This is a genomic window from Pedobacter sp. ok626, assembly GCF_900100435.1.
Lineage (GTDB): Bacteria > Bacteroidota > Bacteroidia > Sphingobacteriales > Sphingobacteriaceae > Pedobacter.
Map to the genome: position 1 here is coordinate 209,994 of NZ_FNEX01000006.1, position 26,332 is coordinate 236,325.

At 39.7% G+C, this 26,332-nt stretch carries 25 protein-coding genes; 15 read left to right on the top strand and 10 right to left on the bottom strand.

Annotated elements, in window-relative coordinates; translation table 11 throughout:
* The first annotated feature begins 87 nt into the window (after positions 1 to 87).
* Positions 88 to 606, top strand: coding sequence for a GNAT family N-acetyltransferase (locus BLS35_RS10800; protein WP_090780746.1), 519 nt, complete (start codon positions 88 to 90; stop codon positions 604 to 606).
* Between the two features lie 5 nt (positions 607 to 611).
* Here the strand turns inward: BLS35_RS10800 and BLS35_RS10805 are convergent, their stop codons facing one another.
* The 6 genes from BLS35_RS10805 to BLS35_RS10830 all read right to left on the bottom strand — a co-directional run bounded on the left by BLS35_RS10805 (position 612) and on the right by BLS35_RS10830 (position 5,868).
* Positions 612 to 1,436 carry a helix-turn-helix domain-containing protein gene (locus tag BLS35_RS10805; RefSeq protein ID WP_090780748.1) on the bottom strand — a complete coding sequence of 275 codons (825 nt, stop codon included), beginning with the start codon at positions 1,434 to 1,436 and terminating at the stop codon, positions 612 to 614.
* A gap of 17 nt (positions 1,437 to 1,453) precedes the next feature.
* On the bottom strand, positions 1,454 to 2,467 hold the full coding sequence (locus BLS35_RS10810; protein WP_090780750.1) for an SDR family NAD(P)-dependent oxidoreductase: 1,014 nt from the start codon (positions 2,465 to 2,467) through the stop codon (positions 1,454 to 1,456).
* Positions 2,468 to 2,534: 67 nt separating this feature from the next.
* Positions 2,535 to 3,683: an adenylate/guanylate cyclase domain-containing protein gene (locus BLS35_RS10815; RefSeq protein ID WP_090780752.1), complete on the bottom strand. Its 1,149-nt coding sequence runs from the start codon at positions 3,681 to 3,683 to the stop codon at positions 2,535 to 2,537.
* Positions 3,680 to 4,231 (bottom strand): dihydrofolate reductase family protein, encoded by a 552-nt coding sequence (locus tag BLS35_RS10820; RefSeq protein ID WP_090780754.1) that lies wholly within the window; start codon positions 4,229 to 4,231, stop codon positions 3,680 to 3,682. The genes BLS35_RS10815 and BLS35_RS10820 overlap by 4 nt, the downstream gene beginning before the upstream one ends.
* Positions 4,232 to 4,262: 31 nt before the next feature.
* A complete protein-coding gene (locus tag BLS35_RS10825) occupies positions 4,263 to 5,492 on the bottom strand; it encodes an exo-beta-N-acetylmuramidase NamZ family protein (RefSeq protein WP_090780756.1) in 1,230 nt (409 codons plus the stop codon).
* Positions 5,493 to 5,511: 19 nt separating this feature from the next.
* Positions 5,512 to 5,868, bottom strand: coding sequence for a VOC family protein (locus tag BLS35_RS10830; protein ID WP_090781005.1), 357 nt, complete (start codon positions 5,866 to 5,868; stop codon positions 5,512 to 5,514).
* 183 nt (positions 5,869 to 6,051) lie between these two features.
* Here BLS35_RS10830 and BLS35_RS10835 point away from each other — a divergent pair, with 183 nt between their 5' ends.
* The 5 genes from BLS35_RS10835 (at position 6,052) to BLS35_RS10855 (ending at position 13,367) form a co-directional block, all read left to right on the top strand.
* Positions 6,052 to 7,257: a DUF763 domain-containing protein gene (locus BLS35_RS10835; protein WP_090781007.1), complete on the top strand. Its 1,206-nt coding sequence runs from the start codon at positions 6,052 to 6,054 to the stop codon at positions 7,255 to 7,257.
* Positions 7,258 to 7,332: 75 nt separating this feature from the next.
* Positions 7,333 to 7,932 (top strand): RNA polymerase sigma factor, encoded by a 600-nt coding sequence (locus BLS35_RS10840; protein WP_090780758.1) that lies wholly within the window; start codon positions 7,333 to 7,335, stop codon positions 7,930 to 7,932.
* A gap of 114 nt (positions 7,933 to 8,046) precedes the next feature.
* Positions 8,047 to 9,012: a FecR family protein gene (locus BLS35_RS10845; protein ID WP_090780760.1), complete on the top strand. Its 966-nt coding sequence runs from the start codon at positions 8,047 to 8,049 to the stop codon at positions 9,010 to 9,012.
* Positions 9,013 to 9,226: 214 nt separating this feature from the next.
* Positions 9,227 to 12,529, top strand: coding sequence for a TonB-dependent receptor domain-containing protein (locus BLS35_RS10850; protein ID WP_165973250.1), 3,303 nt, complete (start codon positions 9,227 to 9,229; stop codon positions 12,527 to 12,529).
* 10 nt (positions 12,530 to 12,539) lie between these two features.
* The gene (locus BLS35_RS10855; RefSeq protein ID WP_090780764.1) at positions 12,540 to 13,367 is read left to right on the top strand and encodes a hypothetical protein; all 828 of its coding nucleotides are present in this window, start codon (positions 12,540 to 12,542) and stop codon (positions 13,365 to 13,367) included.
* 3 nt (positions 13,368 to 13,370) lie between these two features.
* On the opposite strand, the gene BLS35_RS10860 is transcribed toward BLS35_RS10855, so the two are convergent.
* Entirely contained in the window at positions 13,371 to 13,730 is a 360-nt protein-coding gene (locus tag BLS35_RS10860; RefSeq protein WP_090780766.1) for a winged helix-turn-helix transcriptional regulator, read from the bottom strand.
* An 81-nt stretch (positions 13,731 to 13,811) separates the two neighbouring features.
* Here BLS35_RS10860 and BLS35_RS10865 point away from each other — a divergent pair, with 81 nt between their 5' ends.
* The 5 genes from BLS35_RS10865 to BLS35_RS10885 all read left to right on the top strand — a co-directional run bounded on the left by BLS35_RS10865 (position 13,812) and on the right by BLS35_RS10885 (position 19,445).
* The gene (locus BLS35_RS10865) at positions 13,812 to 14,690 is read left to right on the top strand and encodes an NAD(P)H-binding protein (RefSeq protein ID WP_090780768.1); all 879 of its coding nucleotides are present in this window, start codon (positions 13,812 to 13,814) and stop codon (positions 14,688 to 14,690) included.
* Between the two features lie 138 nt (positions 14,691 to 14,828).
* On the top strand, positions 14,829 to 16,565 hold the full coding sequence (locus tag BLS35_RS10870; protein WP_090780770.1) for a GMC family oxidoreductase: 1,737 nt from the start codon (positions 14,829 to 14,831) through the stop codon (positions 16,563 to 16,565).
* A gap of 15 nt (positions 16,566 to 16,580) precedes the next feature.
* Positions 16,581 to 17,198 (top strand): gluconate 2-dehydrogenase subunit 3 family protein, encoded by a 618-nt coding sequence (locus tag BLS35_RS10875; protein ID WP_090780772.1) that lies wholly within the window; start codon positions 16,581 to 16,583, stop codon positions 17,196 to 17,198.
* Positions 17,199 to 17,313: 115 nt separating this feature from the next.
* Complete coding sequence (egtB, locus tag BLS35_RS10880; RefSeq protein WP_090780773.1) at positions 17,314 to 18,465, top strand: ergothioneine biosynthesis protein EgtB; 1,152 nt, start codon at positions 17,314 to 17,316, stop codon at positions 18,463 to 18,465.
* An 8-nt stretch (positions 18,466 to 18,473) separates the two neighbouring features.
* Positions 18,474 to 19,445, top strand: coding sequence for an L-histidine N(alpha)-methyltransferase (locus tag BLS35_RS10885; RefSeq protein WP_090780777.1), 972 nt, complete (start codon positions 18,474 to 18,476; stop codon positions 19,443 to 19,445).
* An 11-nt stretch (positions 19,446 to 19,456) separates the two neighbouring features.
* Here BLS35_RS10885 and BLS35_RS10890 read toward each other — a convergent pair whose 3' ends face one another.
* On the bottom strand, positions 19,457 to 20,047 hold the full coding sequence (locus tag BLS35_RS10890) for a pentapeptide repeat-containing protein (RefSeq protein ID WP_090780778.1): 591 nt from the start codon (positions 20,045 to 20,047) through the stop codon (positions 19,457 to 19,459).
* A gap of 3 nt (positions 20,048 to 20,050) precedes the next feature.
* On the bottom strand, positions 20,051 to 20,599 hold the full coding sequence (locus tag BLS35_RS10895; protein WP_090780780.1) for a TetR/AcrR family transcriptional regulator: 549 nt from the start codon (positions 20,597 to 20,599) through the stop codon (positions 20,051 to 20,053).
* 72 nt (positions 20,600 to 20,671) lie between these two features.
* On the opposite strand from BLS35_RS10895, the gene BLS35_RS10900 reads away from it, so the two are divergent.
* The 3 genes from BLS35_RS10900 to BLS35_RS10910 all read left to right on the top strand — a co-directional run bounded on the left by BLS35_RS10900 (position 20,672) and on the right by BLS35_RS10910 (position 22,653).
* A complete protein-coding gene (locus BLS35_RS10900) occupies positions 20,672 to 20,953 on the top strand; it encodes a hypothetical protein (RefSeq protein ID WP_090780782.1) in 282 nt (93 codons plus the stop codon).
* A 104-nt stretch (positions 20,954 to 21,057) separates the two neighbouring features.
* Positions 21,058 to 22,212 carry a heparin lyase I family protein gene (locus BLS35_RS10905; protein ID WP_090780784.1) on the top strand — a complete coding sequence of 385 codons (1,155 nt, stop codon included), beginning with the start codon at positions 21,058 to 21,060 and terminating at the stop codon, positions 22,210 to 22,212.
* Positions 22,213 to 22,260: 48 nt separating this feature from the next.
* A complete protein-coding gene (locus BLS35_RS10910; protein WP_090780786.1) occupies positions 22,261 to 22,653 on the top strand; it encodes a group III truncated hemoglobin in 393 nt (130 codons plus the stop codon).
* A 110-nt stretch (positions 22,654 to 22,763) separates the two neighbouring features.
* Here BLS35_RS10910 and abc-f read toward each other — a convergent pair whose 3' ends face one another.
* A complete protein-coding gene (gene abc-f, locus BLS35_RS10915; RefSeq protein ID WP_090780787.1) occupies positions 22,764 to 24,362 on the bottom strand; it encodes a ribosomal protection-like ABC-F family protein in 1,599 nt (532 codons plus the stop codon).
* A gap of 227 nt (positions 24,363 to 24,589) precedes the next feature.
* On the opposite strand from abc-f, the gene BLS35_RS10925 reads away from it, so the two are divergent.
* The gene (locus BLS35_RS10925; RefSeq protein WP_090780791.1) at positions 24,590 to 26,002 is read left to right on the top strand and encodes a L,D-transpeptidase family protein; all 1,413 of its coding nucleotides are present in this window, start codon (positions 24,590 to 24,592) and stop codon (positions 26,000 to 26,002) included.
* Positions 26,003 to 26,332: the final 330 nt, after the last annotated feature.

The following is a 26,332-nucleotide window of genomic DNA, read 5'->3' on the forward strand; positions in this document are numbered from 1 at the left end:
AAAGGGAAATATCCCTTTCTTGAGCAAATTTGTTCCATTGAACGATTTATTTATTGCGTAAATTTGCGAACCAAAATATATTAAAGCATGGAATTCATAGAGGTTAGAAAAGCTACGACTAAGGATTTAAGTACCGTTCAGCGCATAGGCAGGGAAACTTTTTTTGAAACATTTGCCGACAGCAATACCGAGGATGATATGAACAAGTATCTTGAAGATAGTTTTAATGATCATCGATTGACAGTTGAATTGAGTGACCCAGATTCATTGTTTTACATCGCCTGGGAAGATGAAAGTCCTGTAGGCTACCTAAAAGTAAACACTGGAAGCGCCCAAACGGAGCGACAGGATGAAAAGGCGCTAGAAATTGAGCGGATTTATGTGAAAAGTAGTCATCATGGTAAAAAAGTTGGTCAACTTCTTTATGAAAAAGCTTTAGAAGTCGCTCAACAGCAGCATAATTCCTATTTATGGTTGGGCGTTTGGGAAAAAAATCCACGCGCAATCAGGTTCTATGAAAAGAATGGATTTGTGGCTTTTGACAAGCATACATTCAAAATGGGCGATGATGAACAGATTGATATTATGATGAAGAAAGGATTGTAAATGGGCTAAACCCGAGTGGAGATATTCAAAAGTATTTGATTTGGCGATATTCCATATTTCTTCTTGAAAACAAAAGAAAAATGGGAAAGGTCTTCAAAACCTACTTCAAGGTAAACCTCAGTTGGTTTTTTCCTTTTTTCTGCCAAATGATAGTAGGCAAGTTCGAGTCTTTTATCTGTCAACCATTTTTGAGGACTTACATTGAAGAGCTTTTTAAAATCTCTATTAAACGTTGATAAACTACGACCAGTTAAGTAACCTAGTTTCTCCAATGACATATTAAACATAAAATTTCGCTGCATAAAATTGACTAAATCAATCTTACCAGGCGTGTCAAAGTTTGCCAATACGCTATCAACTCCAGGTTCAATTATTCGTAAGATATTGATCGCCTCCTCAATTTTTAAGCTGGCAAGGTTTTCAGGGAATTCTCCTTCTAGGTTGAAATAAGGTATAAGGGAAGTCAGGCAGCTTTCCAGAAGTGGATGATTATGGAAACTATATATTTTTTGTTCAGGTTGTATTTTTTTTCCAAGATCAATTTTTTCATAAAACTTCCTCAAGCGTTCAGTAGATAAATGCATAACTACCGTTTTATGGGGTAAACCATTTTTCGGATAATTGATGATCGTTGCCAGTTGGTTTCTTGGAATCAGGAAAATATCACCGGTTTTAAAATAAAAAGTAGTGTCTGCCTGTATAATTTTTGTTTCGCCAGAGATGAACCAAACCAGCATATGGTCCTCAAACATCAGATCTGATTTAAACAGCTTATCTTCATAGCTGGAAAGCTTGATGTCTTTAGTTAAGTATTTGGATATATGGTCCATCGCAATAAAGTTATTGTTTATTTAACATCAAACCTAAGGCCGGTCATTTCTTCGGTCAAATTCCACAATCTTTTAGCATTGTTTTCATCTAGTGAGTAGGGCTGTACGCCTCGTGTGCCCAGGCCGTTATCCGCTCCAAAATTTCCAAGGTCTAATTCAGCGATATCTCCATCTTCACAATACACTCCGCCGATATTATCGAGCAGTGGACTGGTTGCACACCATACAGTAGTCGCAGCACCCTGAGGAATAGTTTTTAGACTTGCCAGGATTTCAGGACGCATATGGCCATGCTCGTCAAAAAAGCCCATTTGCTTGAATAGTTCCATATCTGCATCTCTGGCCAGCTCCGTACCGGCAATTGAGCCCGGATGTAATGAGTATGCCCTTACATTAAATAATTTGGCGCGATTATCCAGCTCAAGGGCAAACAAGTTGCTGGCAGTTTTTGATTGCCCATATCCCGAAAGTGTTTGGTATTCCCTGTGCTCGAAATTGGGGTCTTCGAAATCGAAAGGTGCCATCTGGTGACCATAAGAAGATACATTCACTACCCTCGCACCGTTGGCTTTTTTAAGTGCAGGCCACAACTTTGCTACAAGCTGATACTGCCCTAAATAATTGGTAGCTAGTTGTGATTCGATTCCGCGACTGTCTCTTTGCAATGGTACCCACATGATACCGGCATTATTGATCAACAGATGTAGCGGTCTGCCTGAATCAAGGAACTTTTCAGCAAATGCATCAATAGTTTCAGGCTTGGTCAGATCCATTGCCTCGATTTCTACATTTGAAATGGCCTCTAAATTTTTCTTTGCTTTTTCAATATCTCTGGCTGGAACAATAACTGTTGCGCCTGCTGCTGCAAGTACCCTAGTAGTTTCCAGACCGATTCCTGCGTTTCCGCCAGTTACGATCGCGATTTTTCCAGTCAGGTCAATGCCTTTGATCACTTCAGTTGCTGTTGAGGAGGCGTTAAATCCAGATCCTATTGGGTGTTGTAATGCACCGTGATAATTGTTCTTTTTCATTTTGTTTTTGATTAAATGTATAGAACAAATTTAGCTGGATGCGGAGCCGTGGGTTTTGTTTAGCGTGTCAAGTTATTTTGTTGAGCGTGTCAGGTTGAATCCCTTCTACACTGAGAATTCCCACTTTTGTTGATTTACCCTTTAACAAGATCATACCAATAGTTTCTGTTTTGATGTTATGGTTTGGTTCTAAGGATTCCAACAAGTATTCCGAAACAAGAAAGTTTTTATTGTGTTCATTACAGACGCTTTGAATCCTTGCAGCGGTATTCAAGGTGTCTCCATGATAGGCAATATCTCTTTTAATATCACCGATTTCTACAGCAGTAACTTTTCCCATGTGGAGTCCTGCTTTAAAGTGGGGTAATAAACCATAGTTTGTCATGTAGTAATTAGCTCTTTCTTTAAACTGTTTTTCACAGCCAAAGAAAAACCGAATGCAAGAAAGGTTTCTCAGTCCATCAGGCACCCTCCAGGTTACCACAATTTCATCCCCAACATATTGGTAAACCTCGGCATTAAATCGTAACAGAATTTGGTTGATGTCCATGAAACTGTCTCGGATAAATGAACTATACTTGATGTGCCCCAGCTTTTCCGCAATAGTTGTGGAGGATTTCAAATCCATAAACATAAAAATTCGTTCCTCTTCCTTAGGATATTTATATTTTCCAAGTAATAGAGGTACCAAAACACCTGGTCCATATTTTCTATTTACCTGATTGATAAAACTTATGATCAGTGTCATAACGAAATAGTAGATAGCCAGAATATAAAAAAGGTATCTCCATGATTTGTCGTTTGTCTTCAGGTTGTCTCCAAAAGTTGAGGTAGTAATAAAAAAATCAAAGAAGGTGTATCTGATTAAAATCAGCGTAAGGACAATAAGGAGGAGGGAGATGGTAGATTTGACTAAAATTATTCTACCCATAGAGTGCTTTTCGTAAAGATTCTTATCGAGGTATTGGTCGGTTAAGCCAAGTATGATACCATAAAAGAATCCAAACATTACAGACAATGCTAAGGTGTTGTTAAATCTGGTAGGGGAGCTGAGTTGTGAAGTTTCGCTTATTGACAGGGCTTGTAAATGCAGGATGATACTCAGAAAAACACTTGCTATAATCCAGAAATTGATTTGTATGCCCAAATAACTTAGCACCGGAAACTTAGCAGAGAATTTTTGCGCAGTACTTGTGTAATCCCATTTTTTTGTCATTGTTTCAAGTAATGAAGTGCTACAGCTCCTGATTCAAGAACTTTCGACTCTACAAGTTTCAAGTTTAACCGATCCCGAAGCTGCGTATCATCTAACAGCCGTCTTCCTTCGCCAACAATGACAGGATGAATGACAAAGTGAAACTCATCAACCAAGTCAAGTGCTATTAATTGCGAAGGCAGGTCTACACCACCAATTGAAATTTTCTTGCCTGATTGCTGTTTAAGTTTTAAGAATTCCTCTGCAAGGTTCTCACGAATAATCCTCGTATTCCCATCAACGCTCTCTAATGATTTGGAAAAAACAATTTTGTCGATCGAATCAAATGTTTCTGCAAATTCATTCTCTGATTGTGTGCCGGATTGGCCTTTTGCTACATCAGGCCAATAGGGAACCATTAGCTCATAGGTTTTACGGCCGTAGACGATCAGATCGACATCCCGCATTAGGTCAGCAAAATATTCATGAATATCTGCTGTACCATTTCCTTTGGTATGGTCGCAGCAGCCATCTGTAGTCAGATTAATTCCATAGATAACCTTTCTCATTTGAATAGTTCTTTTTGATATCAATTTTTAATTATGGATATAGGAGATACTTTGCGCGTATAGCCTTAAACTTTTGCAATCCCGGTTCCCAGCTTTTCCTGATGTCGGCTTCCGATACTCCCGCTATGATTTGTTTTCTTAATTGATCGGTACCGATGCGCAGATCAAAAGCTGATATGTTTTGGTTCGCTCTTCCAGGAGTAAAGAAATTAGCTTTATCCGGATAGGCATTGTACAATTCAATTAACCAGGATAAATCAATTTGTCGACTCTTCCGAAGCTTGTTAATATCATAATTGCGAAGGTCAAGGCCATAACAAACAGCGTCTTTGTGATTTGGTCGCTCACTCATTCCCGGGATACTTACCGGTTTGTAGGAGAATGAATATTTGCCTTTTAATGCGGGAGCTCCCAATATCGTAAATGGCATATAAGTTCCCCGGCCTTCATTGATAGCTGTTCCTTCAAACATACATAAGCTCGGGAAAAGCATTACAGCTTGCTGTGTATTTAGATTCGGCGAGGGATTTATCGGTAATACATAAGGCAAGTCATGATTGTAATTGGCGACTTTTATAATCTTTATTTTGCATTGTTTTTTCAGATATCCTTCGCCGTTAAGGTATTGTGCAAATTCAGCGATCGTCATACCATGCGTCATGGGTGTATAATGAATCCCTATGGCAGATTTATATTTATCCTCAGTCATTACCGGTCCGTCTACTACATATCCGTTAGGATTAGGCCTGTCGAGAATTAGCAGTTCTTTGTTGTTTTCTGCGCAAGCATCCATCACATACTCAAGCGTATTGATATTGGTATAATAGCGGCAGCCCACATCCTGAATGTCAAAGACCATCAGGTCGATATCTGCCAGTTGTTCTTTTGTCGGTTTCTCGTTTTTGCCATATAAAGAGATGATCGGAATGCCAGTTTTGGCATCTTTTTCATTGCCCACAACTGCTCCATTACTGGCATTGCCTCTAAAACCATGCTCAGGCCCAAACACTTTTACGATTTTAATCCCAAGGCTCAATAAGCTGTCCACGCTACTTTTTTTGCCAATAATGGAACTCTGATTTGCAACCAGGCCAATTCGTTTTCCTTTTAGATAAGGCAAATATTTTTCAGTCTGGTCGGCACCTGTAATAATTCCCGACTTATTGGATTTACTGTGATTTGAAGATGCTTTTTGCGCACTGCATCGAACATTGCTGATCACCAGAAGCGTTAAAAAAAGTATAGAAGTAAATCTCATCATTTTTAGAGGGGTATAAGGGTTATATTGGCTGTTGAAATATAATGCAAACCGTAGTTGGATCAAGAGTAGCAAATTCCTTAAGCCCCCAGGGTTTATGGCTTACTACTTTAGAATTAGGGTGTAAGATTTCCGGTGCGCGGTCTTTGATTTCCTGGTAGATGGCCTCAATATCATCGGTGGCTATTCTGATTTCAGGACGATCTCCTTCTGCAAATTCTTTACTATCTACCAGTAGAAAAGTGATGTCATCCCGATTGACAATGTATAAGGAATCGTCATGATACCCGAGGGTAAATCCCATACCGTCAATGAAAAACTTTAGACCCACATTGATATCTGAATAAAATACTTTTGGAAGAATCTGCTTAAGCGCCATAGGTGAATTTGGTTTTAACTCATAACAATATAGTAAAATAACTGTTTTTTTACTAGGAATTTCATGGTTGGTGGTTATGTAACCAATTTGTGTAGTTACTTTGCATAGCGTAGGTAAATTGAAAGCATGAAGCCAGTTGGGCATAGAGCTATTTCTGGTATTTTATTGCTAATTTTGTTAGTAATGAAAAGATCCGGAACAGCTGATTTACCATTGCATTATGGTTTGGTCCCCAAATGGCTTGCAGAACGCATGTCGCGTTTGGGGCTGGCCATTACTGAAGCCATCATTGCAGAGTATGGGACTGCGGAGGTATTGCGTCGTTTGAGTGATCCTTTTTGGTTTCAAAGTCTGGGCGCTGTAATGGGGATGGACTGGCATTCTTCGGGTATTACCACTTCGGTGATGGGCTCTTTAAAAGCAGCAATCAATCCTTTATATAAAGAATTGGGCATTTACATCTGTGGAGGCAAGGGCCAGAAATCCCGTAGTACTCCTGATGAATTGCTGCGCTTTGGGGAAAGAACCGGCTTAGATGGTATGGAACTGGTGCGCTGCAGCAGATTGAGTGCTAAGGTAGATAATACGGCCATACAAGATGGATTTCAGTTATATACCCACAGCTTTGTAGTAAATACCGATGGACTTTGGACTGTTGTTCAGCAAGGCATGCAAAATGGTGGTTCAACAGCAAGGAGGTATCATTGGCATTCTGCGGGAATCACTTCTTTTGTGGAAGAACCGCATACTGGGATTTGTGGCAATAACATGGGACAGATTCTAAACCTGACGGCTAGAGCCGCTGAAGCTTCCAAAACCGCAATGCTGGCCATGACCGGTGAACATCCAGATCGGATGATTGCTGAAGCGCGTAGATTGATTATGCCCAACCATCATGAGGTTAAAGCAAAAGATGTGGATCTGAAAAGACTAGGTGCCATGCTTTGGTTAACCCAGGAAAAACAACCTGCGGACTTTGAAGAATTGCTATTGTTAGAAGGTATGGGGCCAAGGACCTTGCAGTCTATGGCTTTGGTGAGCGAGGTGATTTACGGTACGCCATCTCGTTTTGATGATCCTGCACGCTTTTCCTTTGCTCATGGAGGTAAAGATGGCCACCCTTTCCCAGTACCTATCAAAGTATACGATGAAACCATTAGTGTATTGAGTAAGGCGGTGCAGCAGGCGAAAATAGGGCAGAGCGATAAATTACAGGCTATACAACAACTAGGGATCCTATCCCGCAGAGCAGAGAAAGACTTCATCCCAAATGAGAATTTTGATGCCTTAATTGAAAAAGAGCGTCGTGATTCCTGGAAATACGGTGGTAAAACTGTTTTTGGTGATGCGAAAAGACCTGATGAAGGGCAGTTACAGCTACAGTTTTAGATTCCTAAGAGATGTAGATTATTCCCGAATGAAGAGTTAATAGGGAGTTAACCTACTGGACTTATATTTGAGGCGATGAAAAATCTGTCAGACCCAGAATTACTTCAGTTAATACAGGATAATAATGAACAAGCTTTTGCCGTAGTGTTACATCGTTACCGGACACGATTATATAGGCAGATATATAAAAGGCTTGGGTCTGAGGATGAAACAAAAGATATGCTCCAGGACATTTACATTTCTCTCTGGAACAACTGCCATACACTCGTTATCAAAGAGTCATTTCTGCCTTATCTTTCAAGAGCCGCACATTATGCCATTGTAGACCAGTACTTGTTCCGGAAAAAAAGATTGACGATGGAAACGGCTATGGCCTTAAAAGAAGAACCATCAGTGTTTTCTGTGGAGGAAAATATGCTGGCTACAGATCTTCAGCAGGAATTTGAAAAGCAACTGCTAAAAATGCCTTTAACGGTACAGCAGGTTTTTCAATTGAGCAGGAAGGAGGGGCTTTCTATTAAGGAAATTGCCACTAAAATGGATCTTTCTGAGCAAACCGTAAAAAACTACATCTCAATGGTATTGCAATCTCTTCGCGCTTACCTGAAACAAGGTGACCTGTCTTTTTTCCTTGCCTTGGCTTCATTTTATATTTTTAATGATTTTAAACCTTAATGTCGTCGACAATCGGGCTGCATTTATCATTTTAATCGACTTAACATTAATTTAACGGAATGTTACCAATTGTTTAATGGTACTGCCTGCCCTTTTTGAGGATTATATAGGTGAATGGAGACACAGACTAATCACCTGCAGGAGCTGGCCAAAAGATACAAAGCTGGTTTATGCACACCTGAAGAAATTGAAAAGATAAACGAGTGGTATGATCATTTTGAAGAATATGGGTACCGCTTGCCAGATGAGCATGAAATAGACAGGGCATCCAATGAGGCTGCAATCGCTGCAATTCGTAAAGTATCCTTACAGGAGAAGAAAGGCCGAATTAGAAGGTTGCTATGGCCAGCACTTAAGACTGCTGCGATTTTATTAATGATTTGCTCGGTAGGCCTACTTGTCTATAAGAGGAATAACAGCAAGTCGGTAGCTATATACCATGAAACTTCGGCCCTGGCCGGTGAGAAAAAACAGATCAGACTATCAGACGGCTCGCTGATTTCCATCAATAGTGAATCCAGTATTCGTTATCCCGAAGTCTTTAACGGCGCTACTCGTGAAATTTATTTAAAGGGAGAGGCATTTTTTGAGATTTCCCACGATAAGCAACATCCTTTTATCATTCAAACCGAACAGCTGAAAGTGAAGGTATTGGGAACTTCATTTGGTGTAAAAGCCTATCATCAAGATGAACAGATTGAGGTAGCAGTAGCTACAGGAAAAGTAGGTGTAGTCAGCAATCGTAAAAGCAATAACAAAGAGTGGTTGCTGATTCCTGGTGAGCAGATGAGCTATAATAAATCAACAGGTAATTTCAGTAAGCAGCAGGTGCTGACCACAGATATCAGAAATTGGCAGCAAAATATTCTGGTGTTTAATTTCGAAACGTTGGAGAACATTAGCAAAAAACTGGAGCGTGTATATGGAGTTACATTTGTTTTCAAGGATAAGTCTGTCCTAAAAAAGCGGTTCCAGCTAAAAGTTAAGAATGAAGCATTGTCTAACATCATGAAATTGCTCAGTATTTCGGCTGAGGGCTTACGGTATAAAATCAGTGGTAAGCAAGTTACCATCGGATAATTTAATCAATAAGAATTTCACCATTAAAAATAAGCGCTATATGTAAAGAAGAAAACAATCGGTAATAAAAAAAGATCCGGTCATTAAAAAAGCGAAAGTGTCTCACCACTTCCGCTCAAAAGCTTAATGATCCGTTGAATGCAATCCATTAAATCATTTTAAAAAAGCTATGCACAATTCTACAAAAATAAGTGTAATTAAACTACTGTTTTTTATGACGAGAGTAACCTTTATGGTAATCGTTATCTCTTTAACCTTAACCAGCCTGTTGTTGGCTGAGGATGTAAAGTCCCAACGCCTTGACCAGGTCAGCGTTTCCATTAATGTCAATAAAACCACACTCCATGAGGTTTTAACTGACTTGTCCAGACAATCGGGCTTCAATTTTGTCTATTCCCAGCAGCTTGCTCAGCTGGAGATCGCTGAATTTAAGACCCGCAACATGACCTTAGATAAGGCGCTGAAAGTCTTGTCGGGCGAACAAAATTTGCGTTTTGAACAAATTAATAATTCAATCGCAGTTAGTAAACTCCCTGTGGTAAAAAAACAGGAGCCTGGCCGTATCTCGGGAAAGGTGGTAGATGAACGTGGGGAAGTGCTACCCAGTGCTTCTGTAAGGATAGTGGAAACTGGACAAACAGTGCAGACCAATATGGATGGGAAGTACAGTCTGAGCCTTAAACCGGGAACGTATACCCTTGAAATCAGTTATATCTCTTATCAAAAGCAGCGGATTACAGGTGTAAGTGTAAATGAGGGAAAAAATACCCCCTTAGATATAGCCATGAAGGTAGACTCGAAAGGTTTGCAAGAAGTGGTAGTTACTTCAAGCTATAAAAAGGCATCTATAGCCAGTTTATATGCGCTGCAAAAAAACACCTCCAATCTTTCTGATGGGATCTCCGCAGAGCAGATCGGTGCTACGCCTGATAAGCATTTAGGCGAAACGCTGAAAAGGATTACCGGAGTAAGTACGAACGAAAATAAAAAAGTAGTGATCCGTGGTATTGCAGAGCGTTACAATGTATCTGTGCTGAACGGAAGTACTTTGCCCAGCACAGATGTGCAGGAGCGTGATTTTGAGTTTAACCTGATTCCGACTAACCTGGTCGAAAACGTTGTGGTGGCTAAGTCGATTACCGCCGATATGCCTTATGGTTTTGCGGGAGGTTTGGTTCAGATCACCACCAAATCTGTACCTGAAAGCAATTTCCTATCCATAAGTATCGGTACTTCTTTTAATAGCCGCACCTTTGGAAAAGATTTTCTGGGTTATGGCCGCGGTAAATATGATTACCTGGGTTTTGATGATGGGAGCAGAGCTCATTTTCCAACTGGACTGCTGAACCTTGTTGGCAAATTTGATCCCGTAAAGGATGACAGTCAGAACGAAATCAAAGCCGCTCAGGTTGGCGAACAGAACAAACGTATTGGGGGAACAGAGCGCCTGGGTACGCGTAGTTTTCAGGCGATGCCCTCACAAAATTACCAATTGAGTTTGGGCAGGGCATATTCGCTTAGTAAAACTAAAGTACGGGAGCTCGGTTTTGTGGGCTCGGCAAGTTACCGAAATACGCAAACCAATGATTATGTTCCCTCTATACGTCGTGGAGACTGGTCGCATGAGCCTACGCGCGGGGATGATCCTACTGATGTAAATACCGGGAACATATATGGTTTTAATACGACTTTGGGATTACTGCTAAACGGTGGTTTTAAGACAGAAAAGCACCAGATTAACACCTATAATTTATATACAAGGATATTTGATAATCGGTTTAGCCGCTATACCGGCTGGAGTTTTGAAAATCCGAAAAATGATTCGGACATGAAGTACGGGGGCATACTAGAAGATGACCGTCCTAAATTTACAGATTTGTTGCAGAATAAAGTAAGTGGCAAGCATCGTGTTAAGTCACTCACAATTGACTGGAGTGTAGCCAGGACATCTTTAAAATCGCTGGAGAAGGATGCGATATCAGCCTCACAAACAGCTAGAGAAATTGGAAACAGGGTGCTTTACGTTTATCAGCCAGGTACTGTAAGCGATCCCGGTTCCGGTCCACTGCACCGCGATGAATACATCTATAAAGAAAATAATTTTGACGGCGTGATTAACGCGGCCTACGATTTTAAGCTTGGCAAAACTAGTCATGTCTTTAAAACTGGGGTTAATTATTTAAAAAAGCATGCCTTTTACGATTGGCAGATACTGCCTATCGTAAAAGGGACAAATTCAATTGTTCCAATAGATTTGATTCCTATTCAGGACTGGGGCAATTTTATGAGTATGGAGAACACTGGAAGTAGTTTGTTCTACTTTAAGCAAGATTACACTTCAAATAAATTTGAGGCTGAAAGCATAAATAAGGGCGGATTTTTGATGTTGGATCACAAGTTGTTACCAGGCCTCAGGCTGGTTTGGGGTGCCAGAGCTGAATATTTTAAACTGGATACCATCACGAACTCTGCCAGTTTGCTAAGGGATAAAAATAGTAAGATCTTTTTTGAAGAAAAGAAGGACTGGTATTTTCTGCCTTCGGCAAACGTTACTTATTCTCCTTTAAAGGAGCTGAACTTGCGTGCATCTTATGCGAAGTCGGCGGTTCGTCCGGGTATGATGGAAAATTCGAGGTTCTCACGTTATAACCCTAATTATGGATCGGTTGTGAGGAGTAACGGTGTAAGCAGTACGCTTATTGATAATTACGATGCCAAGATCGAGCTGTTTCCCGGTGCAGGAGAATTGCTGTCGGTGTCTTATTTTTATAAGTACTTTGATAAACCGGCAGAATATTACAGGCTGGACAATGAAAATAATGGCAGGGGCTACATCACCATTTCAAACTCTGACTGGGCAAAAGTAAGAGGATGGGAATTTGAGTTGCGAAAAAGTTTAGATTTTGTATATGAAGGACTTCCTTTTCTAAAGGATGTGTATGTGAGCGGTAATCTTACCCTTCAAAAATCAGAGGTAAGGGCAAGGGAAATACAGTATGAAACCACACCTGCGGGTGTCGATACGATGTATTATAAATACCTGAAATATCCTCGAGCTTTATATGGACAGGTTCCGTTACTGTATAATGCAGGACTACAATACGCAGGTAAAAAACTGGGTTTAAATGTCAGTTTGAATCATTCGGGCTATAAAACTTTTATCACTGGAATAGAGCCCGCTTTTGTTGAGTATGAAAGGCCGCGTACGCAAATGGATGCGCAGATCAGCTATAAATTTTTGAAAGGAAAAATGGAAACCAAATTAAACATGAGCAACCTGCTTGATGCTCCTTTCCGTTATTTCATTAATGATCCAACAACCTATGAATTAAAACCCGGAAACGAGGACAAGTTAAATCTGGAATGGAACGACAAATACAAGTATAAATTCGGGTTCTCGGAGAAATTCGAAGAAGGGTATGTCGATCCGGTTACAAAAAGGCGAGTAGGTGACAGGGAAACCTTTAGCCGTTATACGGGCCGTACATTCAGTCTTTCTATCTCTTATAATTTTTAATTTATTCATCATGATCAAAACATTTAAAATAATTTACCTGGTAGCTATTCTGCCTATATTTTTATTCAGTGCCTGCGAAAAAGATGGGGACAATATTATACCGAAGATAAAAGCACTCAACAAAGAATTTAGCATAAGCGGTTTTGTTCTGGGTGATACTGTTGAACAGTATTTTGACGGTGTTAAAATGCGTGAGTACTATGGGCAAGTGAGGCTTTCAACAGCTTTTCAGAACCAGCTTGCCTTTGTAAAAGATGAGATTAACATGGAATTGAAAAGGAAAAGCACCGGAGAGACCATCTATCGCCAAACATTCAACATCAATGACAAGCAAAATATTGTTCCTAAATTCTACTTTGATGGAAAACAGTTCAGTAAAAGCTACACTTACCCGAATCCGGAGGGAGATGAGTATATTGCAAATTTTTATGTGGAGCCTTCGGGCGGTTCTACTTATGTAGATATTAATATTGATGTACTGGAGTATTATTACGATAGTACCAAGGCCGATCCTCTTGTTGTGGTAAACACCACCACCATCCCCATAGCGGCAAATGTCAAGCCCGGAGAATGGACGTCTTATCTGAAGGTTCAAGTACCAATGGTGAGCCCACAGCAAAGCGGAACCGAACTTTATCCGATTGTGGTGGTTAGGGATGCAAAAACCAAAGACTATTATGTCAATAAAAACAGGGATGAAAGCACAATTAACATGGAAGTTCCATACGATGGGGTTTCTCCCGGTAAGGTACAGAGTGTATTTTTAAATAGGAAAACAGGCGAAGCAAATAAACTCTTTTTAGAGGTATTTGACCTTGTCCAACTGTTCCCACGTTAAAATTCATCTTCTTTCTTCCATATCATTTAATCCCCAGATCGCCATTGCATTTAATACTGGCTGGAGTTTTGCTCCAGCTGGTGTTAATGAGTAGGTTACAAATGGAGGAACAACAGGTTCTGCAGTTCTAAGGACCAGATCATCTTCCTGTAATTGCTTCAAATGCTGGATCAGCATCTTCTCTGTGATTTGAGGAATTGCCCGCTTTAACTCACTATAGCGTTTGCTGCCATTTGAAAGGTGATATAGAATAATAGGCTTCCAATGCCCACCGATCTTGTTCATTACATAGGTAACAGGACAGGAAGTAGCAGAAACCTGTTTGTTATAATTACGTGTAGAGTTTTCTTTAATCGCCGTCATAGTTACATACTTTGGGGTAAGTACTTGTATAAAAGTAAGTGCGAATATACCTTTGTAATCAATAATTTAAAATATAATATTATGAATTTTACAATCACAGGATCACTCGGTCATATCAGTAAACCATTGGCAGAAACTTTAATTGCTGCCGGGCATCAGGTCACTATTATTAGTAGTGATGCAGCTAAAGTTAAAGCTATTGAAGAACTTGGTGCAACAGCCGCTATCGGCTCTGTAGAAGATGTGGCGTTTTTAACCGAAGCATTTTCGGGTAAAGATGCCATCTATACTATGGTTCCACCAAATTTTGGGGCTCCAAATATCAGGGAATTTATTTCGGGTACTGGTAAAAAATATGCTGAAGCGATAAAGGCTTCGGGTGTTAAACGTGTCGTTAACCTAAGCAGTATTGGTGCACACTTAGATGGAGGTACAGGACCTATTTCTGGCCTACATGATGTAGAACAAACTTATAGCAAATTGGATGGTGTGGCAGTTAAGCACCTACGTCCTGCATTTTTCTACGTTAACTTTTATGGGAATGTCGATATGATTAAGCATGCGGGTATTTTAGGTTCTAACTATGATGCAGAAACGCCATTAGTGTTGGTACACCCTAATGATATTGCAGCCGTAGCCGCAGAAGAATTGCAACGAGGATTTGAAGGTAATGGTATACGGTATATTGCCAGCGATGAAAGTACTGCTGCAAATGTGGCAAGTGTATTGGGGGCCGCGATTGGCAAGCCAGAACTTCCATGGGTGGAGTTTAGTGATGCAGATGCTTTACAAGGTATGATGCAGGCTGGCTTACCTGAGCCGATGGCTAAAAGTTATGTTGAAATGGGCAATGCGACAAAGAGTGGTAAATTATATGAAGATTATTTTAACAATAAACCTTCGTCGTTTGGAAAAACAAAGCTTGAAGATTTTGCGCAGGAATTTGCAAAGGCATTCTAAATTACAGTCCGGAGTTAAGATTTAATACTTTCTTAATGCCCGATTTTTAAAAATTGAAATTAAATTCTTGTATATTACTGGTCATTTTTTGTCTTTTTGTACACTTAGTACTTAACAGACTGACCAAAGCAAATACAAATGAACGAATTCGAAATTAAAAAATCGGGCATTGAATATGATGCCATTGTAGTAGGATCGGGTGCTGGTGGTGGAATGGCTGGGTATGTGCTCGCCAATGCAGGTTTAAAGGTTTTAATGCTTGAGGCTGGGGCTTATTTTGATCCTCGTATAGATTCTCAGCAATTAAAGTGGCCTTGGGAATCCCCTAGAAGAGGTGCTAATACTACGCGTCCATTTGGTGATTTTGATGGTTCATATGGAGGCTGGGAGCTGGAAGGTGAGCCTTATACTCAAAAGAATAATTCTGAATTTGCCTGGTATCGATCGAGAATGCTAGGTGGCCGTACCAACCACTGGGGGCGTATTTCTTTAAGAATGGGACCGGATGATTTTAAACCGAAAGACGGACTTACGGACGATTGGCCACTTACTTATCAAGAGCTAAAGCCTTTTTATGATAAGGTAGATCGGATGATTGGTTTGTACGGTACTGTTGAAGGAATAGAAAGTGAACCTGACGGTATTTTTATGCCTCCTCCGAAACCAAGGCTTAACGAACTTTTTATTAAAAAGGCTGCCCAAAAGGTTGGCGTTACAGTAATACCAGGTAGGGGCTCTGTGTTGACGGAAGCTTTACCTAATAACAAAGATCGTGCACCTTGTTTTTATTGCGGACAGTGCGGTCGCTCTTGCAAGGTATACGGCGATTTTTCTTCTTCCTCATGTCTGGTTATTCCGGCAGTTAATACAGGCAATCTGACTGTAATTACCAATGCAATGGTTAGGGAAGTTTTAACGGATAAAAGCGGCCTGGCTACCGGAGTATCTTATGTAAATACAAAGGATATGCAGGAATACCAGGTTCGTGGTAAAATTGTTATACTTGGTGCAAGCGCTTGTGAATCTGCACGTTTGTTGCTTAATTCTAAGTCTTCCGCTCATCCCGACGGTTTGGCCAATAGCAGTGGTATTATTGGTAAATACCTGCATGACTCTACCGGCGCTAGTATGGGTGGTTATTTGCCGCAATTGCTAGACCGGAAAAGGTATAATGAAGATGGTGCCGGTAGTGTACATATCTATTCGCCCTGGTGGCTGGATAATAAAAAACTTGATTTTCCACGTGGTTATCATATCGAATATGGTGGCGGGCTTGGGATGCCTCGTTATGGTTTTGGCTGGGGGATGGAAAAGCAAAATGGAACTGTGCCGGGCAGGGATGGAAATATGAAACCTGCGGGTGGATATGGTGCTGGTTTGAAAGATGACTATCGTCGTTTTTTTGGAACCGGTGTTTGGATGGCTGGTAGGGGAACTGCGATTGCAAGAGAAACCAATTATTGTGAAATAGACCCTAATGTGGTAGATAAATACGGCATTCCGGTACTTCGGTTTAATTATAAATGGGCGCCAGAGGAAGTGAAACAAGCTAAACACATGCAGGAAACCTTTAAAGAAATTATGCATGCGATGGGGGCTATTGCGGCTGAACCTCCTGGTGCGGATACCAATTACGGTTTAGAGGCTCCGGGCAAGATTATCCATGAGGTGGGTACGGTAAGGATGGGTGATGATCGAAAAAAATCTGCCTTAAACAAATGGTGCCAGGCGCACGATTGTAAAAATCTTTTTGTAGTAGATGCAGCTCCTTTTGTCCAACAGGGGGATAAGAACGCAACCTGGACTATTTTAGCCCTGTCTATGCGCACTGCTGAATATATCTTGCAACAAAAGGAAAAATTAAACATTAGCTGATCAAAATAATAGATAATGAACAGACGTGATTCTTTAAAAGCCATAGGCTTGACTGCAATAAGTGCAGGTTTGGTTTTGGAGGCCTGTAAACCGGGTAAGGAGAAAACAGTAAAAGTTGAGGAAGAAGTCCAGCCAGGGAGGCAGGAGTTTGAAATAGCGCGGGATAAGCAATTAAATAGTTACAAGTTTTTTGATGCACACGAAATGGCGACAATAACGCTATTGGCCGATATCATTATCCCTAAGGATGATAAATCTGGTAGTGCTTCGGATGCTAAGGTTCCTGATTTTATAGAGTTTATTGTAAAAGATATACCTGCTCATCAAACGCCAATGCGTGGGGGCTTGAAATGGTTGGATTTGCAGTGTTTAAACAGGTTCCAAAAAACCTTTAAAGATGCTTCGAGCACGCAGCAGATTGAGATGATAGATGATATTGCTTACCCGGAAAAGGTTAAACCAGGATTAGAACAAGGGGTTGCATTTTTTAATCTGATGCGTAACCTTACTGCTTCGGGATTTTATACCACGCAAATGGGGGTGAACGACCTTGGTTACGTAGGTAATACGCCAAACCGTTGGGAAGGTGTACCTGCAGATGTTTTGAGGCAGTACGGAATGGAAAATGTGTAACGCTTATGATGTTTGAACGCTATCAAAAAGAACGCTGTAGGGATGGAAGGGAAAACAATTGAAAGTACCAGATGTTAATATGACTACAGAATTTAGAAAAAGCTAGATAATCATAATGACATTTTCGGAGCAGTATATTCAAGTCAGAAAGCATTCTGAACAGATTTGTGAACCTTTGCAAACGGAAGACTATGTGGTGCAGCCGATTGTAGACGTCAGCCCTCCAAAATGGCACCTTGGTCACACCACATGGTTCTTCGAAACATTTATTTTAATACCGTTTCATAAGGAGTATAGGGTTTACAATGCTGAATACAATTATGTATTCAATAGCTATTACGAAACTATTGGTAATCGTGTAATCCGCACCGACAGAGGAAATCTCAGTCGCCCTAGTGTGAGTGATATTTATGCTTATCGGTCGTATGTGGATATAGCTATGCGCAATTTTTTAAAAAATGAACTTACTGCGGAAGTCAAAGCTTTGTTCTTTTTGGGACTTAACCACGAACAGCAGCATCAGGAGCTGCTGTTAACTGATATCAAATATATCTTAGGAAATAATCCGCTGTTTCCAGCTTATCGTGCAGATGAAACTATAGACACTGAACTTGAAAGTACTTTATTGGAAATGATTTCCATTAAAGAGGGTATTTACGAGATTGGTTATGCCGGGGAAGGCTTTTGTTTTGATAATGAACTGGGGAGGCATAAGGTCTATTTGCAGGACTTTTCTATCAGTTCAACCCTAGTCAGTAATGCAGCCTATTTGGAGTTTATTGAAGATGGTGGCTATACGAATTTTGTTCATTGGCATGCCGATGGCTGGGATTGGGTTAACAACAATAAAATCATCGCGCCAATGTATTGGCATTTAATCGATGGGGACTGGTTTACTTATACATTTGAAGGTCTTAAGCCTGTTAATTTAAAAGCAGCTGTAACGCACATCAGTTATTATGAAGCTTATGCATTTGCGAGTTGGTGTAAAATGCGCTTGCCAACAGAATTTGAATGGGAGATTGCTGCCAGAAAGTTTAAATGGGGATATAGATGGGAATGGACTGAAAGTGCATATCTTCCTTATCCGGGCTTTAGTAAAGCGCCGGGTGCTATAGGTGAGTACAATGGGAAGTTTATGGTGAACCAAAAAGTGCTTCGGGGAGCATCTGAAGCGACACCTCCAGGCCATGGCAGGATAACTTATAGAAATTTCTTTCAGCCATATTTAAGATGGCAATTCACTGGAATACGATTAGCTCAATAACATCATATATGCAGCCAATTACTACTGGAAATTTAACCACTGTTGAGTCACTGTTTCTTACGGAGACACTAGCCGGACTTCAGGCATGTCCAAAGTTTATGCATGCCAAATATTTTTATGATGAACGTGGAGATTATATATTTCAACAGATCATGGAAATGGATGAGTATTATCTGACCAATGCAGAGATGGATATATTTTCGAATCAGGCTGGGCAGATTGCTGAATTGATTAAGGGGAATACGCCTTTTGACTTGATTGAACTGGGAGCAGGGGATGCCACAAAATCTATTCATTTATTAAGGGTACTGGCTAAGGAAAACCTGGAGTTTAGTTATTTACCGATCGATATTTCTGCACATGTGATCAGCGATTTGGAAGATAATTTACCTAAAGAGTTGCCTGAATTGGATATAAAGGGGTTGAATGGAGATTACCTGCATATGTTGCAGAAAGGTATTAGCCTTTCTAATCGGAGAAAAGTTGTCCTGTTTATGGGGGCTAATATCGGAAACATGGATCAGGCTGAAGTAGAGGTTTTTTTAGGTTCATTAAGGAAATTATTAGCTAAAGGAGATATGTTGATCATTGGTTTCGACTTGAAGAAGAATCCGAAGCAAATATTGGCGGCTTATAATGACAGTAAGGGGATCACAAGTGCATTTAATTTGAACTTGCTGGAGCGAATTAACCGAGAGCTGGGGGGAGATTTTGAACTTGAAAATTTTGAGCATTATGTTAGTTATGATCCGGAGTCGGGAGCTTGTAAAAGCTACCTGATTAGTTTAAAAGACCAAATCGTTCATATAGGGACAGTAACAATTCCTTTTGTTAAGGATGAGTATATTTATATGGAAATCTCGCAAAAATATGCGCTGGAAGACATTGAAAGACTTGCTTCCAGATCTGGATTTCATTATGAGCATAATTTTTTTGATGTGAACAGGTATTTTGTTGATGCAGTATGGATGGTGAGCTGAGGCTAGATAGTCTAGCCATCATAATCTATATCCAGATTGTATTGATATAATAAGCCAGCGAGGTTCAGCGAAGAGAATTTGGCTTGTCTTACTTTATTGACCGCTGGATCCAGACTGAAATTTCTTGCAGTACGGAAATCTGTTTTTTCTAAAACAGACCTGACAAAGGTTGCTCCTGTAAGGTCGCAATTCTGAAATACGCTGGCGGTTAAATCTGCTTCTTCAAAATCTGTTTCTTTAAGCGAGCAGTCTGTAAATTTAGTTTTCTTGAGTTTTGTGCCGTAAAAGGTTGAGTAATCAAGATGACTCTGTTCGAAAGTAAAAGAGAATAGGAATTTGTTGCACTTTGAAAAATCAATACCCAGGATCTTACAGCCAGTAAAAGTAACATCTTTAAATCCTGTACCTGTTACTATAGTGAGGGAGAAATTACATTGTTTAAAATGACATTCCATAAAATCATTGTGGCTCAAATTGCTCTTAGAGAAATCACAATTGATGAATTCACAGTTTATAAATTCCCGGTTTTCCAATCTTTTTTCTGCATAATTGATACCCGTAAATGTTTTGCCTTCGTGGATGGTGGTTTCGTTGTTATTCATGGATTACAGACTTAATAGTTTGTTGAGGATTTGCTGTTTCTTGTGTGTCGTGATGTTGTAAAGGCCAAGGTTATCTGCGTACCATAATCCATCTGCAACCAACATAATGATTAGGGTGTTGATATCCAGGTCTGCTAGAGACCCACCTGCGATATGCTGGGTAAACCAATTGTCCCACATTTTCTTGTAATGTTCATTGACGAGTGCCGCCTGTAAAATGACTTTCATGGTTCTTCTGTAATGCAGGTCGTCACTTTTTTTAATAACGAAGCGAAGAAAGGCGATAGGGGCGATGTCATTGCCTGAGGTTCTTTTTTCTTCATCGATCCATTCGGTCAATTCGACAAGGCTTTGTAATACCAGCTCTTCGAGCAATTCTTCTTTATTGCGGAAATGATGGATGATCCCACCTTTACTCAAACCTGTTTTATCTGCTATAGCTTGAAAAGTAACCTGATGCCAGTCTGCAGTGGCACCGATTTCGGCTGCGGTATTTAGAATCAGTTGCTTACTGGCTTCTGGGTCTTTTTTTCTCTTGTATGGATTTTCCATTTGTCAAAGATACCGAACGATTGGTTTGTTTGCAAATTTTTTATACATTTGTCACCCTAATTAAATAATTTTATGTCCAGATACATCATCATCATGTCAACTGTAATCCATACACCGAGTGATTTGCAACTGGTTTCGCAGGTCATAAGTGCTTTCCCAGGTATCCTGGAATGGTCTGTTGATCTTGAAGATAGTGATCAAATATTAAGGGTGGTGTGCAATAATTATATTGGTAATGAATTGCTGGAAAGTCTCGGAAAAAAAGGGCTGAGCTCGAAAGTATTGGAGGTATTTGATAAGGATGGAGTTTCTTTTGGGAAGGGAGATGATAAATTGGTATTCAACGAAAGTTAAAGCATTCAAGACAATAACAAAATATAGTGTCGCTTTGTAGTTATATGTTTGTTTTGATTTATAGCACAAAATAGAACCATAAACAAACAGAGGAAACGTACAAAATGAAAAAACAAATCTTATGCCTTTTTGCAGTTCAGCAGCTGCTACTTTGTTCAGTATATTCGCAAAGCAAAAAGCTTATCTCTATTCCTGAGCGAGTGAATGTGCAGGCAGATAGCGCAAAAAAGAACGAAATTATTGATAAGGAATGGGTGGCTGTAGGGATTAATAAATCTTATGCGTTACAATACGATTATACGCTTCCTTTTAATGGGAAGCCTTCTTATAGATTTGAGCTTAAGGCTGGGGACAATTCACTATCAGGTTATGCTGAGGGTGAAACAAAGGGACGTGTAGAAATGTCGTACAGTTATGCAACTGCTAACGACTTTAAAAAACTGCCTGCAAGTGTTTATGAAAACGCTCAGAAGCTGAAAACTGTTTATCATTACGGCAAGGGCATTTGTGAGCAAGGAAGTTCTCGTAGTTATACTTTTTCGGTATACATACCTTCATCAATGCCTGATAGCGCTTCCACTATTTTTGCGCAATGGCATGGTACGCCGAGTAGGACATTGGTCTCTACGCCGGAAGGGGAAATCAAGTTATTGACGATCGATCAGTTTTTAGCGCTTTATGACCGTATGATTTTTAAGAAAAATATCGCTCATGATAAAGTCGAGAAAAAAGGGAAAAATGGAGAAATTACTTATATGGCAGGAAAGCCTAATGGTTGGCTTATTGAACAAGGGGGCTATCCACCTTTGGCTTTTGGTTTTTCTAAGGGATACTTTTATATCAAAGCAAATTCTGATCGCCAATGGCTGACTGATAAAACAGATCGTAATAACGCCGGAATGGAAAATACTGAAGTGATGAGACCACTTTCTTCTAAATACAAAACTTCTACTATTGCCTATAGAATGCCTTTCAATGAATTTCCGAAGGATTGTTGGATTACCTTTGTTACTCATATAGATTGGACAAAATACGGAAAAGAGGAGAATACCATTTTAAAACCAGGTAAGCTGGATGTAACGATGAGTTATTTAAAAGGAAATAAACAACAAAAGTTACATATCGTTAATCAAGAGGAAATTCTTATTGGGAGGAATGATGAAGATGGGTATTATTTCAAATTCGGTATTTACAGAGTAGGAAACAGTACGGTTCCGGTTGCTTATAATCTTGGTGGTTACAGCGAAACTGTCAGATAGTGATACTAAATCGTACCTTTGTAGCATTATTTATTAATCCTATTTCATATGGAAGCAAGACACGATATTACTGACCTAAATGATATCATTGAATTAGTCGATGGTTTTTATAACAAGGTTCAGCAGGATGAACTTATTGGTCCCATATTTAATAATGTGATTAAAGATTGGGGACCGCATTTACAAAAAATGTATGCTTTTTGGAATGCTGTATTGTTCGGTGTTCCTGGGTTTACAGGGAATCCTTTTGCCAGACATGCACCCTTACCTATTGAACAGGCACATTTTGACCGTTGGTTGGTGTTGTTTAACGAAACCGTAGGTACCTTATTTGTAGGAGAAATGGCAGATCATGCCAAGAAGAAAGCGGAGACCATGGCATTGATGTTTTTAAGTAAACTACAGCATATGAGGGGAGGCCCATCTAAGGTTATTGTATAGCAAAAATGGAACAGCGATAAACTGTTCCATTTTTTTGTTGCCCGCACTGCTAATCCGCCAAATTTTCCCCTATTGAAATCTGCAATTGCTTGACGGATTTCTGCTTCGGTTTACACTTTTCTGATAAGAAGTATCGAACGATCAATTTCTATTTGCTTCAAAAAGTACTCGTCGTGGCACACCACTAATAATGTCCCTTTGTATTGGTTAATTGCTGCAGTTAAAATTTCTACATTCATCATGTCGAGGTTATTGGTTGGCTCGTCCAATACGATGATGTCGGGGGCTTGATTGCTTATGGTTAGTGAACAAAGCATCAATCGCATCTTTTCTCCACCACTCAGTGCGGCACATGGTTTTTCCCAATATTCTTTTGTAAACAAGAATCGGTTTAAACGGATTTTTATTTTATGTTCCTGTAAAGTTCCTGAATTATATTGTTGCGCTTGTTCGTAAACATTTAAGGTATTGTCAATTAATGAATAATCCTGATCAATGTAAACAGTTTTTATTTCGGCACGATCAAGATTTCCTGATAAAGTGGAGAGTTCGCCCAAGATCATTTTTATAAGTGTCGTTTTTCCGGAGCCATTTAACCCTTTTATGGCTATACGTTCGCCGCTCTTGATTTGAAAGTCCAAGCCTTCCCTCCAAAGTAATCGATCTTCATACCCGAAATTCACATCCCTGGCTGTTATCAATATCTTGCCCTTATGAAGGCTGGAATCGTCAAAGTTCATCTTCATTTTATCAATATCAGGTATTGCCTCCCGCAATTGATGAAGTTCCTGCGAGATTGTACTTACTTTCTCCGAATGAATGCTCTTCATGCGTGATGTACTGTTCTCGGCTTTGTTTCTGAGGGTATTCATGACAATAGTAGGCAATCCTGCCTTTTCTTGTTTTTTCTTTCCACGGGCATCTAGCTTTTGCTGTCGTTCTAAAGATTCCTTTTCCGTTTCTTTGGCCTTACGGAGCATCTTTTCCTTGGTTTTAAGATCATGAGCCAAAGCATTCCCTTCAATTGCTTTCTGGCTGGCATAGAAATCATAATTTCCACCGTAAATAGTTATGCCGCGTTTGCTGAGTTCGTAGACGGTATTAAGGAGATTTAATAAGGTCCGGTCGTGGCTCACTACAATTAGGGTTTGCTTAGTTGATTTTATATAGTCATACAGTATGTTTCTGCTGTGGGCATCTAAATGATTGCTAGGCTCATCTAATAGGACGATTTCTGGTCGGTGAATGGCGATTCCGGATAGAAAAACTCTTGTTTTTTGTCCACCGCTTAAAGTTCCCATTTTTTGAGTTAAATCTAGGCCATCAAGATGCCAATAGGACAAAGCTTCTTTGTATCTTTCTTCAATTGCCCAGTCGTCCTCAAGCAATGCCAGATTTGTATCTGTTACCTGGCCATCTAAAATTTCTGTTAAGGCTTTTAGTTTATGGTCAATATGTAGTGCTTGAGCAACACTATAATCGTTGTACTGACCATAAAGTTGGGGTATATAATATGGCTTCGACCTACTGTTTATTGATCCGGCTGAAGGACTTAGGTTTCCCGATAAAATGTTTAGAAGTGTAGATTTTCCTACACCGTTATTGCCGATTAATGCAATTTTCTCTTGTTTATTAATAATGAGATTAAGATCTGCAAACAGTAAATCTCTGTTGGGATGAGTATAGGTAATACCTTGAAGTATAAGCATGTTTCTTTCTTTGTAGCGTAAAAAAAATGGAGCCTGGTATGTTGGCTCTGTTGATTTTTCTAGAAGAAATGAAATCCTACATTCTGGTGTTTTTTGATTGTTTTCGACAAAAGTATAAAAAAATACTTGAAACCGTTAATTATGGTCTATTAATCAAAACATTACTATTGAGCAATTGTTGTGGTTTTGGTGATGCTATTGCAGTGCACCAATAAACATCAGTCAATATGTTTAGAACCGGTAGCGTTGGACGTTTTTTATTCCTATGTGGGATGGTGATGACCAATTTATGGTCGTTGGCGCCTGTTTATGGTATTAGTCGTCAAAATGCCCCTAAAGATACAATAGAGGTGTTTAAAGAAGAATTAAATGATACCTTGTCAACTTTGGAGTATCACGATAAGCTCCAACCATTTTATGAGAAAAATAACTATCAGACTGTATTCTTGAATCGGTTTTTCAGAAATGGTGACTTAGCTTACTTGCTCAGTGATTTGGAAAGTGTAGCTGATCATGGCTTAGATCCCGAAATTTTTAGGGCTAGTGCATTTCGGTTATTAATGGAGGAAGTGGATCGGAAGAAGTCGTTTAAGAACCTTGATGTTTATCGTAAGAAGGTGAAGTTAGAGCTGCTAACGGCTTATGCAGTGTTGAAGTATAGTACGATTATGGAGTTTGGGTTGGTAGAGCCTCATATTGTTGACTCCAACTATTTTAGTGCTACGGCTAAGCCTGATAGTGCTTTTGTGACACGCGTTCTTGAGCTAAGAGAAGTGAAGAATTATCTGGATAGCATACAACCGAGTGGCAAGGTGTATAAGGCTTTCCAGTTTGCGCTGAAATCGGATGAATTGGCGCCAGGCAAAACATTGGAAGAGACCAAGTCTGTTTTGTCGGTAAACATGGAGCGCCTGAGGTGGAAAAATAAGCCGATAGAGCCGAAATATGTGATGGTAAATCTTGCGAATTTTAGTCTGGATGTAATTGACCAGGAGGAATCTGTGTTGAATATGAAGGTTTGCGTAGGGGAGCCCGGTAGATGGCAGAGTCCGCAGTTGAGCAGTAAAATTTACAGTGTACAGGTGAACCCGGTTTGGAATATTCCGGTTAGTATCGCCAAGACTGAGACCATGAGAAACATCAAGAAAGATCGGCATTATTTGGTTAATAACAATATTTCGGTCTATAAGGATGGAAAGCGTGTGGGTAATCCCTCAGGTATTGACTGGACGATTAACAATGTGGAAGATTACACTTTTAAGCAGATGCCAGGAGAATTGAATGCGCTTGGCAAAATCAAGTTTCTGTTTAATAACGAGAGTGGAGTTTATCTACATGATACGCCTTTAAAGTCGGCCTTTAAAAAGAAAAATAGGGCAATTAGCCATGGGTGTATTCGTTTAGAAAAACCGATGGAACTGGCGTTGGTTCTTTTTGGTGAAGGGCCAAAGTACGATCAAATAAAAAAGGCAATGTTGAATGGCTACCCACGAGCTAAATATATCGGTTTGCCCCAGTCAATTCCAATAACACTTACTTATTTTACGGCGTTTACTAACGATAAGGGAGGTGTTGTATACTGTAATGATATTTACGGACTTGACGCAGTTTTGTCAGCCAGATTGATTGCTGGTAGATGATATCAATTTTCTAACCTATTTAACTTCCTTTTATTTCTTTTTAGTTTATTCATTATCTGTTCATATTCTTGTTTGGCTAGTTTTTATTGCATATGCTTGTGCTTTCTGTTCTTTTTGTGCTTTTTTCTAGCAGTTAAAATTTGTTGGCACAGTAATTATGTATGAATTGTGATTATCTAACGCTACATATTGGGAAATATATTTCTCAAAATTACCCGTCTTTTTATTTTTGTATTTGGGTTTTGAACAAGTGTTAAGATTGTTATTTGTCTATATTTGCATTTAAATGCAGTTTTTTGGGTTTTTTATAATTTTTGGCCTAATTGTTAT